The 13,522-nt window shown below is 58.5% G+C and carries 15 protein-coding genes; 11 read left to right on the forward strand and 4 right to left on the reverse strand.

Annotated elements, in window-relative coordinates; genetic code table 11:
• Window positions 1-97: 97 nt before the first annotated feature.
• The gene (locus ACXJ5O_RS01010; protein WP_114430296.1) at window positions 98-931 is read left to right on the forward strand and encodes a MurR/RpiR family transcriptional regulator; all 834 of its coding nucleotides are present in this window, start codon (window positions 98-100) and stop codon (window positions 929-931) included.
• Here ACXJ5O_RS01010 and ACXJ5O_RS01015 read toward each other — a convergent pair.
• Together ACXJ5O_RS01015 and ACXJ5O_RS01020 are read right to left on the reverse strand one after the other, a co-directional pair.
• Window positions 928-1,353: a type II toxin-antitoxin system HicB family antitoxin gene (locus tag ACXJ5O_RS01015; protein ID WP_457298249.1), complete on the reverse strand. Its 426-nt coding sequence runs from the start codon at window positions 1,351-1,353 to the stop codon at window positions 928-930. The two genes, ACXJ5O_RS01010 and ACXJ5O_RS01015, sit on opposite strands and share 4 nt — an antisense overlap.
• Window positions 1,354-1,383: 30 nt before the next feature.
• A complete protein-coding gene (locus tag ACXJ5O_RS01020; RefSeq protein ID WP_457298250.1) occupies window positions 1,384-1,575 on the reverse strand; it encodes a hypothetical protein in 192 nt (63 codons plus the stop codon).
• A gap of 277 nt (window positions 1,576-1,852) precedes the next feature.
• On the opposite strand from ACXJ5O_RS01020, the gene ACXJ5O_RS01025 reads away from it, so the two are divergent.
• The 5 genes from ACXJ5O_RS01025 to iolB all read left to right on the forward strand — a co-directional run bounded on the left by ACXJ5O_RS01025 (window position 1,853) and on the right by iolB (window position 7,943).
• On the forward strand, window positions 1,853-3,781 hold the full coding sequence (locus tag ACXJ5O_RS01025; RefSeq protein WP_457298251.1) for a bifunctional 5-dehydro-2-deoxygluconokinase/5-dehydro-2-deoxyphosphogluconate aldolase: 1,929 nt from the start codon (window positions 1,853-1,855) through the stop codon (window positions 3,779-3,781).
• A gap of 218 nt (window positions 3,782-3,999) precedes the next feature.
• On the forward strand, window positions 4,000-5,850 hold the full coding sequence (iolD, locus tag ACXJ5O_RS01030) for a 3D-(3,5/4)-trihydroxycyclohexane-1,2-dione acylhydrolase (decyclizing) (RefSeq protein ID WP_457298252.1): 1,851 nt from the start codon (window positions 4,000-4,002) through the stop codon (window positions 5,848-5,850).
• A 120-nt stretch (window positions 5,851-5,970) separates the two neighbouring features.
• Window positions 5,971-6,888: a myo-inosose-2 dehydratase gene (gene iolE / locus ACXJ5O_RS01035; RefSeq protein ID WP_457298253.1), complete on the forward strand. Its 918-nt coding sequence runs from the start codon at window positions 5,971-5,973 to the stop codon at window positions 6,886-6,888.
• Between the two features lie 14 nt (window positions 6,889-6,902).
• Window positions 6,903-7,142: a DUF3329 domain-containing protein gene (locus ACXJ5O_RS01040; protein ID WP_457298254.1), complete on the forward strand. Its 240-nt coding sequence runs from the start codon at window positions 6,903-6,905 to the stop codon at window positions 7,140-7,142.
• A 3-nt stretch (window positions 7,143-7,145) separates the two neighbouring features.
• Complete coding sequence (iolB, locus tag ACXJ5O_RS01045) at window positions 7,146-7,943, forward strand: 5-deoxy-glucuronate isomerase (protein WP_457298255.1); 798 nt, start codon at window positions 7,146-7,148, stop codon at window positions 7,941-7,943.
• A 24-nt stretch (window positions 7,944-7,967) separates the two neighbouring features.
• Here the strand turns inward: iolB and ACXJ5O_RS01050 are convergent, their stop codons facing one another.
• A complete protein-coding gene (locus ACXJ5O_RS01050; RefSeq protein WP_457298256.1) occupies window positions 7,968-8,609 on the reverse strand; it encodes an NrsF family protein in 642 nt (213 codons plus the stop codon).
• Window positions 8,596-9,150 (reverse strand): sigma-70 family RNA polymerase sigma factor, encoded by a 555-nt coding sequence (locus ACXJ5O_RS01055; protein WP_112530506.1) that lies wholly within the window; start codon window positions 9,148-9,150, stop codon window positions 8,596-8,598. Before ACXJ5O_RS01055 ends, ACXJ5O_RS01050 begins: the two co-directional genes overlap by 14 nt.
• Window positions 9,151-9,351: 201 nt before the next feature.
• Between ACXJ5O_RS01055 and ACXJ5O_RS01060 the strand changes: the two genes are divergently transcribed.
• From ACXJ5O_RS01060 to ACXJ5O_RS01080, 5 genes are all read left to right on the forward strand, one after another.
• Window positions 9,352-10,068 carry a DUF1223 domain-containing protein gene (locus ACXJ5O_RS01060; RefSeq protein WP_457298274.1) on the forward strand — a complete coding sequence of 239 codons (717 nt, stop codon included), beginning with the start codon at window positions 9,352-9,354 and terminating at the stop codon, window positions 10,066-10,068.
• 103 nt (window positions 10,069-10,171) lie between these two features.
• Complete coding sequence (locus ACXJ5O_RS01065) at window positions 10,172-10,462, forward strand: pentapeptide MXKDX repeat protein (RefSeq protein ID WP_457298257.1); 291 nt, start codon at window positions 10,172-10,174, stop codon at window positions 10,460-10,462.
• A gap of 98 nt (window positions 10,463-10,560) precedes the next feature.
• Window positions 10,561-11,433, forward strand: a complete 873-nt coding sequence (locus tag ACXJ5O_RS01070) for a cytochrome b/b6 domain-containing protein (RefSeq protein WP_457298258.1) — start codon at window positions 10,561-10,563, stop codon at window positions 11,431-11,433.
• On the forward strand, window positions 11,430-12,203 hold the full coding sequence (locus ACXJ5O_RS01075; RefSeq protein WP_112530514.1) for a molybdopterin-binding protein: 774 nt from the start codon (window positions 11,430-11,432) through the stop codon (window positions 12,201-12,203). Before ACXJ5O_RS01070 ends, ACXJ5O_RS01075 begins: the two co-directional genes overlap by 4 nt.
• A gap of 262 nt (window positions 12,204-12,465) precedes the next feature.
• Window positions 12,466-13,509, forward strand: coding sequence for a Tim44 domain-containing protein (locus ACXJ5O_RS01080; protein ID WP_457298259.1), 1,044 nt, complete (start codon window positions 12,466-12,468; stop codon window positions 13,507-13,509).
• The last annotated feature ends 13 nt before the right edge of the window (window positions 13,510-13,522 follow it).

Here is a 13,522-nt window from a genome sequence, read left to right on the forward strand (position 1 = left end):
ATCTATAACAGGAAGAAATGGAATAACTGATCCGTCCTGATATAAATATTTTGCCAGGACCGGAAGCAGCAACGAGGGAACTCTGCGGGTGGAAAGCATGGACAATGAAGTGTCGTTACCGCGGGATTTCGACGCGCTGCGTACAATGATCCTCGATCGTCGCGAGATGCTGCCGAAGCGTCTGGCGCAGATCGCGGCCTATGCCTTAAGCAATCCCGACGAGATCGCCTTCGGCACGGCGGCAAGCATTGCCCAGACGGCGGGCGTTCAGCCTTCAACGTTGATCCGCTTTGCCCAGCATCTCGGTTTCGACGGTTTCACCAGCCTGCAATCGGTATTCCGCGAACGGTTGCGCGAGCGGCAGGTTTCCTATGAGGAGCGGCTGTCGGCGCTGCGCGGCGACACGCACGGCCTTTCCAAAAACCGCGTCATCCTCAACGGATTTTTGACCGCAGCCAGCCATTCAATCGAGACGATTTCGCATAATGTCGAAGAGGACGTGTTGGCTAGCGCGGTAGATATCCTGGCGGGAGCCGAGACGATCTATCTGCTGGCGCGGCGCCGTTCCTATCCGATCACCGCCTATATGGCCTACGCCTTCGGCAAGCTGAAAATCCGCAACCAGTTGATCGAATCGACAGCTGGTATCGATCCGGAAATCCTCTCCTTTGCCAAGCCGACCGACGCCGCCATCGCCATCAGCTTTTCGCCCTATGCCTCGGCGACAATCGAGCATGCGGCTGCACTGGCCGCACGCAATGTGCCCGTCGTCGCCATTACCGACAGTGCGTTTTCGCCGCTCGCCCAGTCTGCCAAGGTATGGTTCGAAGCGGCGGAAGGGGATTTCTCCGGGTTCCGGTCGCTATCGGGAACAATGGCGCTCGCCATGGCGCTTACGGTCAGCGTGGCGGAGAAGCGGCGGAGTTTCTAGGCAGCGTCGCGGATAGACACCACAATAATCTTTCCAAGCTCCGACAGAGCTGCCTGCATGATCGCAAGTTTACTGGGATGGTCAGGATCAAGCAGTCGCCTGGCTTCGGCTTCATTTTTGCCAAGACGCCGCGCAAGTTCAGATTTTGACAAACCAGATGCATTGAACGCTTCGATCAGCGCAAGTTTCATCGCGTCATCGGCAGGAACTGCTACATCCTCCAGTCCTCTCGCTTTTGCGCGCGGAAGGGGAAGTCCATCGACAAGATAACCTCGCAGGGCGAGGCCCAACGCCTCGGCAGCACTAGCGAGAGCTTCCTTACGATCCTTGCCGTGTGTGATTGCTTCGGGCACGTCTGGAAATGTTACCAGAAAGCCATCATCCGGATCAGATTCAAGCTTTGCTTTGTAAATATATTCCATTGAAACTCCTTGCTGAAAATGCGGCCGACTTCAGATTTCCAGTTGCCTTTGAATGAGTTTCACGTATCCGGGGTTCATCTCACCGTCTTGGATGATTGTTGTTTTTTCACCCAGCTTTACGCGCATGTGAGAACCTTTGCCTTTATCCACGAAAATCTCGAAGGTTTTGCCTTGCTCGCGGGCAATCTTTCGCAGTTCTCTGAGTAATTGGTCACGCTTCATTCAAGCACTTCACATCAAGCACATTCGCACAAAAGACATGCGTATCACAACGAAATTCGTACAAATATGTACGAATTCTGAAGGTATGCCACGCGCGGAGCCGGAACAATTCGACTATAGGCTAAGTGGGTGATCGAGTTCACGCGAACTGGCGTGCAGCAGAGAAAGATAAAAAGAACAGACATTCCATATTGACGATTCGATAGAATTATTATTTCATATAGGAAAATTCCTGGCCTTTGTGTGCTGGAGTTTATCAGTCTATCGGGAGGATATCATGGACAGAGCTGATACGGGCCACGCGCTCGATGTCATTACCATCGGCCGCTCGTCCGTCGATCTCTACGGGCAGCAGATAGGCTCCCGGCTCGAGGATGTCACTTCCTTCGCCAAGTCGGTCGGTGGATGCCCTGCCAACATAGCGATCGGCACGGCGCGCCTCGGTCTGCGCTCGGCGCTGTTGTCCCGCGTGGGCGACGAGCAGATCGGCCGGTATATACGCGAGCAGATGGTGCGCGAAGGCGTCGCGACGGACGGAATCATCACAGACGCGGAGCGGCTGTCGGCCCTGGTTATCCTCTCGGTCGAGAACGACAAGAGTTTTCCGCTGATATTCTACCGTGAGAACTGCGCCGATATGGCGCTTGATGAGGGCGATGTCGATCCTGAATTCATCCGTTCGGCGCGCGCCGTCGTGGTCACTGGCACGCATTTCTCCAAGCCAAAGCCCGATGCGGCGCAACGCAAGGCCATTCGTTTGATGAAAGAAGCGGGCGGGAAGGTTGTGTTCGATATCGACTACCGCCCMAATCTGTGGGGGCTTGCAGGACACGGCGAGGGCGATAGCCGCTACATCGCCTCCGACGCCGTATCCAACCACCTGAAAACCGTCCTTGCCGATTGCGATCTGATTGTTGGCACGGAAGAAGAAGTGCTGATTGCGTCGGGTGAGGAGAACCTTCTCAGCGCGTTGAAAACCATTCGGGCGCTATCGAGCGGGACAATCGTATTGAAGCGTGGGCCCATGGGCTGCATCGTTTACGAAGGAGCGATTTCCAACGATCTCGAGGATGGCATTGTCGGCAAGGGTTTTCCGATTGAAGTGTTCAACGTCCTCGGCGCGGGAGATGCGTTCATGTCCGGCTTCCTGCGTGGCTGGCTTGGCGGCGAACCGCTGGCGACAGCCGCGACATGGGCCAACGCGTGCGGTGCCTTTGCGGTGTCGCGCCTGCTGTGCGCACCCGAGATTCCGACCTTCGAGGAACTGCAATATTTCCTCACGCATGGCAGCAAATTTCACGCCCTGCGCAAGGACGAGGCAATCAACCATGTGCATTGGGCAACTACGCGGCGGCGCGAGATACCGTCGATGATGACTTTTGCCATCGATCATCGCGTGCAGTTGGAAGACCTTGCGCAAAAGGTCGGTGCCGATGATGCCAAAATCCGCGCATTCAAGGAGCTGGCAGTGAAGGCGGCGGCGAAGGTCGCTGATGGCCGTGACGGTTATGGCATGCTGCTTGACGAGAAGTTTGGACGCGAAGCGATGTTCGAGTTCGCGCGTCATAATTTCAATTGGCTCGGACGGCCGGTGGAACTGCCGGGCTCGCGCCCGCTGCGTTTCGAGTTTTCGCAGGATATAGGCTCGCAACTGGCGGAATGGCCGGTGGACCATTGCATAAAGTGTCTGTGCTTCTACCACCCGGACGATCCTGCCGATCTGAAGCTGGAACAGCAGCAGAAGTTGCGCACGCTGTTCGAAGCAGCACGCAAGGTCGGACGCGAACTGCTGATCGAAATCATCGCCGGCAAGCACGGCAAGCTCGATGACAACACCATTCCGCGAGCGCTGGAAGAACTTTATACGCTGGGTATAAAGCCGGACTGGTGGAAGCTAGAGCCGCAAGCCTCGGCGACGGCCTGGAAGAACATCGAGGCAGTGATCGAAAAGCATGATCCCTGGTGCCGCGGTGTCGTGCTGCTTGGGCTGGAAGCGCCACATGACGAGCTCGAGGCATCCTTCGTCGCAACCGCAGGGACGCCAATTGTCAAAGGCTTTGCCGTCGGCCGGACATTGTTCATGGGTGCGGCGGAAGGCTGGCTTTCGGGCAAACTTTCCGATGACGCTGCGATAGCCGACATGGCCGATCGTTTCGAAAAATTGACCAAGGCCTGGCTTGCCAGCCGCAACAAACAAGCGGCATAGGAAGATCTGGCAATGCAGAATTTCTACATGTGTAATAACCGTGCAGAAGGCATCACCTCTTTACCCTCCCCCTTGTGGGGAGGGAAGGACCGGAGGTCCCGGGAGGGGTCTCTCTTGGACCTATCGAAGAAAGATTCCTCCCTGCTGCTTCGCAGACTCCCTCCCCACAAGGGGGAGGGTAACCGGCGGCAGCATCGGAGCGTTGGGAGGAGACTGACATGACCAAGACAATACGCCTGACCATGGCACAAGCTCTGACGCGATTTCTGAGCCAGCAGATGACGGTGATCGACGACAAGAAAGTACCTGTCTTTGCGGGCGTCTGGGCTATCTTCGGCCATGGCAATGTCGCTGGTCTCGGCGAGGCGCTTTATCAGGTCCGCGAAGAACTGCCGACCTATCGCGCCCATAACGAACAGGCGATGGCCCATGCCGCCATCGCCTTTGCCAAGGCGACTTTTCGCCGCCGCATGATGGCGGTGACGAGTTCCGTCGGGCCCGGTGCAACGAACATGGTGACGGCTGCGGCGCTGGCACATGTCAACCGCCTGCCGCTTTTGCTCTTGCCTGGCGATGTCTTCGCCAACCGTGTTCCGGATCCTGTGCTGCAGCAGGTGGAATCTTTCGGCGACGGTACCGTTTCCGCCAATGACTGCTTCCGCCCGGTTTCGCGCTATTTCGACCGCATCACGCGGCCCGAACAGATCATCCCTGCGCTGCAACGAACGATGACCGTGCTCACCGACCCTGCTGAATGCGGGCCGGTAACGCTCGCCCTGTGCCAAGATGTGCAGGTCGAAGCCTATGACTATCCGGAAAGCTTCTTCGAGGAGCGGCTTTGGGCACCGAGACGCCCGCGGCCCGATGTCGGCGAGCTCGCCGCCGCAATCGGCGCGCTGCGTTCGGCCGAAAAGCCGCTGGTGATCGCCGGCGGCGGTGTCATCTATTCCGAAGCCTCCCGCGAACTCGCCGATTTCGTCGAGGCGGCCGGCATTCCGGTCTGCGAGACCCAGGGCGGCAAATCTTCGCTGCCCGACAGGCACCCGCTCAACATGGCGGCTGTCGGCGTCACTGGGACGTCAGCAGCCAACCGGCTGGCGCAGGAGGCCGATGTTATCCTCGCGGTCGGAACGCGGCTCCAGGACTTCACCACCGGCTCGTGGGCATTGTTCCAGAATACCGAGAAGACCTTTATCGGCCTCAACATCCAGCCGTTCGATGCGGCCAAGCACCGGGCGTTGCCGCTGGTGGGTGATGCACGGGAGGGCCTGATCGAACTTGCCGCCGGGCTCAAGAACTATCGCGCCCCGAAACGCTGGACCGAGAAAGCCGAAAATGGCAAGGCGGAGTGGCAGAGAGCTGCGGCAAAGGTCACAGGCCCGACAAATGTATCGCTGCCTTCTGACGCGCAGGTCATCGGTGCCGTTCAACGAACCATGGGCAGCGAAGCCACTGTCCTGCACGCGGCAGGCGGTCTGCCGGGCGAAATGCACAAGCTCTGGCAGGCAGGCGCTCCGGGATCGTACCATGCCGAATACGGCTTCTCCTGCATGGGTTACGAGATTGCGGGCGGGCTCGGTGCCAAGATGGCCAAGCCCGACGATGAGGTTGTGGTCATGATTGGCGACGGCTCTTACCTGATGCTGAATTCGGAGATCGCCACATCGGTGATGCTCGGCCAGAAGATCAATATCGTACTCCTCGACAATCGCGGCTATGGCTGTATCAACCGGCTGCAGATGGGCACAGGCGGGGCGAACTTCAACAATCTCCTGAAGGACACCAGGCACGAGGTCTTGCTGGAGATAGACTTCGCGGCACACGCCCGCAGCCTTGGCGCGATATCCGAGAAGGTAGCGTCGATCGCAGAACTCGAAAGCGCTCTCGCACGGGCCAAGCAGAATGATCGCACGACGGTTGTGGTGATCGATACCGATCCGCTGATCTCCACCGAGGAGGGTGGATTCTGGTGGGATGTCGCTGTGCCTGAGGTCAGCCAGCGCAGCGAGGTCAATACCAAGCGCAAGGCCTATGAGGAAGCGATCAAGCTGAGGTCGGCCGGGAACTGAATGTCGTGACAAATTGATCGTGCCCCTCTGGCCAGAGGGGGAGACGGGTTATAGAGCCGAGGATGACTGCTTGGTCCTCGACCGGCAAAAACAAAACCTCAATTCGGAATGGAGAATGACGTGAAGGCAAAACTGGGCATGTCCCCGATCGCATGGTGGAACGATGATCTCGCGGAGCTCAGTGACGACGTCTCGCTGGAGGAGTGCCTTCGCCAATCGCGTTCTGCGGGCTTTACCGGCATGGAAATGGGCCGCCGATTTCCCAACGATCCGGATGTGATGCTGCCGATCCTGCGGGAGGCGGATGTTACGCTGTGCGGCGGCTGGTTCTCGGGCACGCTGGTTGACGAGGATCTGGCGAAGAACAAGGACCGCATCCAGCCGATGATCGACCTTTTCAAGGCCGTGAATGCGCCCTGCATCGTCTACGGCGAGGTCGGCCGCTCGATCCAGGGCGATCGGTCCAAGCCCCTGGCTACCAAACCGAAACTCGGCGACGAGGAGATGAAGGCCTATGCCCGCAAGGTCACCGAGTTCGGTGAATGGTGCGCACAGCAGGGCATGCCGCTCTCCTACCATCACCACATGGCGGCAGTCGTCGAAACCGAACCGGAGCTCGACGCCTTCATGAAATATTCCGGCGAGGGCATTCCGCTCCTGCTGGATGCCGGCCATCTGGCCTTCGCCGGCGGCGATGTACTGCGCGCAATCGACAATCATCACCGGCGGATCAACCACGTGCATGTCAAGGATGTCCGCATGCCGGTGATCGACGGTCTGGACCGCTCGAGGCAGTCCTTCCTCGACGCGGTTGCCCTCGGCGCCTTCACCGTACCGGGTGACGGCTCGCTGGATTTCGGTGCAATCGTCCAAAAGTTTGCCGATTACGGCTATGAAGGCTGGTTCGTGGTCGAGGCCGAACAGGATCCGAAGAAAAATCCACCGCTCAAGATGGCGCAAGTCGGGTATAAGGAACTGATGCGGGTCATGACTGCCGCCGGCTATACGGTCGAGACTCAAGGTTTCCCCCAGGGTTGAAAAGTGGGTTCAACATGAACAAAGACAGTAATCACCCCTGGTTTCGCCCGCTCTGGCGGCGCGTTGCAGTTGTGGCGTTCTGCATCGCCTGGTCGATCTTCGAGTTCGCGACCGGTACGCCGTTCTGGGGCATCATCGTTTTGGCTTTCGCCGCCTACGGGATATGGCAATTCTTCATCATCTTCGATGCATCCGAACCCGTTGAGCCGACAGCTACTGTCAAGCCCGAAGACGCTGGCACCGATAAGGAGTAAACCATGTCGAAACTGCTTTTGAAGGCAATGCAAGGCCCGGGCCATGTGGCTCACGTGACGCCTGAAACAGCGGGCTGGAGCTATGTCGGTTTCGATTTGCACAAGCTGGATGCCGGCCAGTCGGTGTGCGGAAAAACGGAAGACAAGGAAGTCTGCCTGGTCTTCGTGACTGGCAAGGGCAAAGTCACGGCCAATGGCGACGACCTCGGCCTGCTCGGGACCCGCATGTCGCCCTTCGAAGGCAAGCCCTGGTCGGTGTATCTGCCGCAGGGGTCCGATTGGTGGGTCTCTGCGGAGACGGACGTCGAACTTGCGGTCTGTTCGGCGCCGGGTCTTGGCGGTGGATTGCCGGTGAGGATAATTTCGCCGGAGGGTCTCAGTCAGGAGACACGCGGCAAGGGGACCAATACACGCTACGTCACCAATATCCTGCCGGAGAACGAGCCGGCGGATTCGCTGCTGGTCGTCGAGGTGATCACGCCGGGCGGCCACACGTCGAGTTACCCGCCGCACAAGCACGACCAGGACAACCTTCCCGCAGAGTCCTATCTGGAAGAGACCTATTATCACCGCTTCAACCCTCGCCAGGGCTTTGGCTTTCAGCGGGTCTATACTGATGACCGCTCACTGGATGAGGCCATGGCTATCGAGGACGGCGACGTGGTGATGGTGCCCAAGGGATATCACCCCTGCGCCGCCTGCCACGGCTACGATCTCTATTATCTCAACGTCATGGCAGGACCAAAGCGCACGTGGAAATTCCACAATGCGGTCGAGCATGAATGGCTGGTAGCAAAATAAGCTCCGCAAGGGTAATAGCCCGAGCTACCACCTCAGCACGAAACGCCCGGCAATGGCGCCGATCAGGCCGGGGATCAGAATGCCGAGCGTGTACCAGACCGCAATGAACGGCATGGCGCTTTCATCGCAGTGGAACGAATAAACCAGTGAGGCAATCGCGCCGGCGGCAAGACCTGCCGCAGCACCCGCAACGGTCAGACGCGTCGGCGCCAGACCGCGCAGCACCCAGAACGCGCCGACCAGCAAGGGCAGCGACAGAAGGACGATGTTGCGGGTGCAAACGGCAACCGTACGGCCCGTCATCATCGCCATGTGTTGATCGGGCGGTGTCATCGCCAGTTTGGCCATGGCGAGAACGATCATCACCACGATTGTCGCGGCCATCACAGCGAGACTGACCCGGATGCTACCGAGCGGATAAGCGATGCGCTTGACCGCCCATGTACCAGCGACGGCGAGTAACAGCGTATAGGCGAACTTGGTCCAGAACATCATCGTTCCCGCCGCCGTCATCATGTCGGGTCGCATGCCGAGCCAGAAGTACATGAGAGCGGACGAGACAAGGAGGCTGATGCCGAGGCCGATAACGACCCGCCATAGAACGGCCAAGCGCGATACCGGCTTCAACTCGCCGGTCAGGCGGGCGATCAGGTCATCGGTCGTCATCTGCCCGTCCTTTCAACTTCGCTGCAATCGCCTTGATTCCTCTGTGTATCCCTACTTTAACGGAAGCCTCCGAAAGTCCGGTGCTTTGCGCAACCTCGGCGATAGACTGGCCCTCGATCTTCGTCCTGTAGATCAAGTCCCGCGATTTCTCCGGTACCGATTGCAGTAGCCGCTCAACATCCATGCGATCGGCTGCGGCGTCGGACTGATCAACGGCGAACAGATCCTCTGCATCGTCGAGCGGAACCGTTGCGCGAATACGGTTTCGCCTGAAATGATCGATCAGCTTGTAGCGCGCGATCGCATGCAGCCACGCGGTAAAAGGCCGGTCGGTCTCATAGGTCGCGCGCCGTGTATGCAGCGACATCAGTGTTTCCTGCACCAGATCGTCGGCGTCGCCCTTGTGCGCATCCGACAACCGGCGCAGGAAATAGAAGCGCAGATGCCTGGCAAGGTCATTCAGGAGAATGCCATAGCTCCGCGCATCGCCATCGAGGCTCGCGAGCATCAGTTCTTTCAACCGCGTTTCGACCGGATTCACTCCGTTTCATTCCTTATTCGCGCGATGCGGGATAAAGGTTACAGATGAGATGGAATGCGGCGGCACGTCAATGCTTGAAGCGCAAATCCGCCAAGAATGATCACCAAACCGTGATCGCTGTAACCTATTTCTGGTTCCCTTCGTATTCCCTGATGTGACCGGCACACATGACCGATCATTCACAGTTTTCAGGAGTTGATGATGGGAATTCAGCCAAAGCGCTCTCATATGGTGTCCATCGCATTGACCGCCGCAACTGTCATGCTTGGCGCGGGCGGTGGAGCATATGCCGACACCTCGCGGCCGCTCACCGTGGTCGAACTCTTCACCAGCCAAGGCTGTTCTTCCTGCCCGCCGGCAAACGCCAATCTGATCGAGCTCAGCAAGCGCCCGGGGATCCTTGCCCTGAGTTTTGGCGTGACCTATTGGGACCGTCTCGGCTGGAAGGATATTTTTGCCAAGCCAGAATATACGGACCGCCAGGAAGTCTACGAGACGCCGCTTGGCCGCGATGGACCTTTCACGCCGCAAATGGTGGTTAACGGGCGCGCCGATGTTGTCGGCAACAGGATTTCCGAAGTGGACCAGCTTATCAMGACGCAAGGGACACTCAGTGCACCGCGGCTGGATTTGAAAGACCGTTCCCTGACGATCGGCGAGGGCAAAGCACCCGGCGGCAACGCCGATATCTGGCTCGTCACCTACAATGATCAGACCGTCAACGTGCCGGTCAGAAGGGGTGAAAATAGCGGCCACACGCTCCCCCATAAAAACGTCGTTCACAGCCTCACCAAAGTCGGAAGCTGGACCGGCAAGTCGCAGACGGTGACTTTCCCCGCTATCAAGCCGGGGCTGCGGACAGCCGTTCTCGTACAGACACCGAACGGCGGACCGATACTCGCCGCCGCTACCGAATAAATCAAGCATTCCTGGTGTTCCCAGGATCACGCGGATGTCAAAGGGCATCTGAAACTCGAAGACACTTGCATTCGTGTCTCATTCAAACCAAGGGAGAACATCCATGAACATTCTCACACGCAGCCTCGCGCTTTCGGCTTTCGCTTTGACAACAGCATTTGTTGGAGCCAGCATTGCCCAGGCCGAAGACGCCATGAAGCCTATGAACAAGGCTGACTGCATGAAACATGCCGGCATGGAAAAAGACGCCATGAAGAAGGATTCCATGATGAAGGAATGCGACACAATGGCGATGAAAAAGGATACAATGACGAAAAGCACCATGACGAAAAAGGATGCGATGAAGCCTGATGCCATGGGCACAATGGCTCCGAAGAAGAAGACGACAAACTAATATTTGATTGGGTTGTGCGTGGTTCGCCGTTCTACAAGCGGCAAGCTCGTCAARGGGTGAACCACGTACAACCAATTTCCAGTACCATGGAGGCTCGAATGGCAAGCGTCACATCAGGTGTCACTGACACCGCCAAGCCGAAGAAGGTTTTGTTCTACCGCCATTCCGTGGCGGTGCGCATCACCCACTGGCTGAACGTCTTGTGCCTGAGCTTCCTTCTGATGAGCGGCCTGCAAATCTTCAACGCCCATCCAAATCTTTACTGGGGCCAATACGGCGCCGATGCGCYTCCCGACCCTTCGTTCATTTCCATCGGTGCTGTCGAGGATGGCAATACGATCAAGGGCGTGACACGCATCGGTTCGCTTTCAGTGAATACGACCGGTGTGCTCGGCGCCTCGACCGAGGACGGCGAGCTCAGCCCGCGTGCTTTCCCTGCCTGGATCACCATCCCGAGCTATCAGGATCTTGCGACGGGCCGCCGCTGGCACTTCTTCTTCGCCTGGTTCTTCGTCATCAATGGTCTGGTCTATCTGCTTTATGGCCTGATCGGCCGGCATTTCCGCCGCGATATCGTACCAACCAAGGATCAATTAACGCCGGGCCATCTGGTGCAGGAGATAGCGGACCATGCACGGCTGCGGTTTCCCAAGGGCGAGAAAGCGCGGCATTATAATTCCCTGCAGAAGCTGACCTATATGGCCATTATCTTCATCATCCTGCCGTTGATGGTGCTGACCGGGCTGACCATGTCGCCAGGCTTCAATGCGATCTTCCCCTGGCTGCTCGACGTCTTCGGCGGCCGGCAGTCGGCCCGTATCCTCCATTTCATCAGCGCGTCGCTCATAGTCATCTTCGTTATCGTCCATATTGTCATGGTGCTGGTTTCCGGCGTCTGGAACAATCTGCGATCGATGATCACCGGCTACTACGCGCTGAAATTTGAACAAAAAGACGAGGTGTCGAAATGAGCTTCGATCTCACCCGCCGCCGTTTCCTGATCGGCTCGAGTGTCGCGGCAACGGGCCTGCTCACAGGCTGTGATGCGATGGTGCAAAGCACGACCGTCAACGACATCCTGCAAAAAGCCGAGTCGCTAACGATGGGCGCGCAGCGGTTGCTGATGTCGCAGCAGACGCTGGCACGTGAATTTTCCGAGGCCGATCTGTCCCCGGTCTTCAAGGCAAATGGCACTTCGCAACCCGACAGTGAAGACTATGCGCGTATGACGGAAAACAATTTCGCCGACTGGAAGCTCGTCGTGAACGGCATGGTGAAAACGCCGCTGAACCTGTCGCTGGCCGACCTCAAGGCGATGCCGTCGCGCACCCAGATCACGCGGCACGACTGCGTCGAAGGCTGGAGCGCCATTGGCAAGTGGACCGGCGTTCCGCTCGGCCTCGTGCTGGAAAAGGCTGGCCTTGCACCCGGCGCCCGCTATGCGGTGTTCCATTGTGCCGATGACCTCGAGCCATCGCTCGACGGCAGCGGCCGGTATTATGAAAGCATCGATCTCGTCGATGCCTGGCATCCGCAGACGATCCTTGCCTACGGCATGAATGGCAAGGACCTCGAAGTCGCCCATGGCGCGCCGCTGCGGCTGCGCGTCGAACGTCAGCTCGGCTACAAGCACGCCAAATACGTCATGGGAATTGAGCTCGTGGACAGTTTCAAGAACCTCGCGGGAGGCAAGGGCGGCTTTTGGGAGGATCGGGGTTACGAGTGGTACGCCGGAATCTGAGACCGTTCGATTTATTCATCCCGATGGCCATCTGATGCGGTTTTCTGCGCTTCCGATGCTCACGGACCAATAAGTCCGCTGCGCTTCGGTTCTCGAAAACCACACCAGCTGACTCATCAGGCCGAATTCTCGAACGGTCTCGCGCCGCACCCGGTCATTCTCGTTCTTTCAATATTTTAGCGTCRATCCTTCAAATCCGCTGAAGCCCTCACCATATGCGTGGACGAAGTGTCAGACGACACGCACAGAGGAGATCATCTGCATGCCGCTTTACCTTTCTCGCCTTGGCCGGATAGCCGCGATACTCGTCATAGGATTGGCGKTATCGTTCAGCGCTGTCTACGAGGCCGATGCCCGGCGCGCCGGCGGTTTTGGTGGCGGTGGTTTCGGCAGCCGCGGTTCGCGTACCTTCCAGGCACCTGCGCCAACACGCACGGCACCAGCACCCGCTGCACCGATCGAGCGTTCGATGACGCCGAGGCCGCAAAATCAGCCGGGCGCTACGGCGCCGACGGCGGCGCAGCAACGTCCGGGACTTTTCGGCAGCATGGGCCGTTCACTGCTGGGTGGCCTGCTGCTCGGCGGTCTGCTCGGCGCGTTCCTCGGATATGGCTTCGGCGGCGCGGCAGGCATGCTCGGCATGCTGTTGCAGATCGCATTGGTGATCGGAGCGGTCATGCTGGCCATGCGCTTCTTCCGTTCACGCCAGTCTTCGCCGGCAGCTGCCGGTCCGACGCAGGGGTTCGGACGCAACGCCTATGACGAAGAGCCATCGAACGTCTCGCCCATGCGCGTGCCGACGATAGGTTCAGCCTCGAACCAGAATACGGCAGGGCAGGCTCCTGCGGGTAACAACAATAGGGGTTACGCATCGGCAGGCCTTGCTGCCGCGTCGGATGAAATCGGCCTCAAGCAGGATGATCTCGAGACGTTCGAGAAACTTCTGACCGAGGTGCAGACGGCCTATGGCAAAGAGGATTACGCCACGCTGCGTAATCTTACCACGCCGGAAGCCATGTCCTACCTCGCGGAAGAGCTCGGCCAGAATGCGACGGACGGGCTGCGCAACAGCGTGTCCGATGTGAAGCTCCTGCAGGCCGATATCGCCGAAGCCTGGGCCGAAGGCGACGCGCAATACGCAACGACGGCCATGCGCTACGAGAGCGTCGATTCGATGGTGGACAGGCAGACCGGGCGCGTCGTCAAGGGCGATGAAGAGCAGCCCTCGCAGACGACCGAAGTCTGGACGTTCGTGCGCAAGCCCAACTCGGACTGGAAGCTGGCGGCCATTCAGGACGCGGCATAAGGCTTGATGGCTC

The sequence above is a fragment of the Phyllobacterium sp. P5_D12 genome (assembly GCF_054049495.1).

Coding starts and splice junctions, on each gene's coding strand:
- ACXJ5O_RS01050 (WP_457298256.1), bottom strand. CDS start 8,609: ATGACGACCGATGACCTGATCGCCCGCCTGACCGGCGAGTTGAAGCCG.
- ACXJ5O_RS01015 (WP_457298249.1), bottom strand. CDS start 1,353: ATGGAATATATTTACAAAGCAAAGCTTGAATCTGATCCGGATGATGGC.
- ACXJ5O_RS01065 (WP_457298257.1), top strand. CDS start 10,172: ATGAACATTCTCACACGCAGCCTCGCGCTTTCGGCTTTCGCTTTGACA.
- ACXJ5O_RS01040 (WP_457298254.1), top strand. CDS start 6,903: ATGAACAAAGACAGTAATCACCCCTGGTTTCGCCCGCTCTGGCGGCGC.
- ACXJ5O_RS01020 (WP_457298250.1), bottom strand. CDS start 1,575: ATGAAGCGTGACCAATTACTCAGAGAACTGCGAAAGATTGCCCGCGAG.
- ACXJ5O_RS01010 (WP_114430296.1), top strand. CDS start 98: ATGGACAATGAAGTGTCGTTACCGCGGGATTTCGACGCGCTGCGTACA.
- ACXJ5O_RS01075 (WP_112530514.1), top strand. CDS start 11,430: ATGAGCTTCGATCTCACCCGCCGCCGTTTCCTGATCGGCTCGAGTGTC.
- iolB (WP_457298255.1), top strand. CDS start 7,146: ATGTCGAAACTGCTTTTGAAGGCAATGCAAGGCCCGGGCCATGTGGCT.
- iolD (WP_457298252.1), top strand. CDS start 4,000: ATGACCAAGACAATACGCCTGACCATGGCACAAGCTCTGACGCGATTT.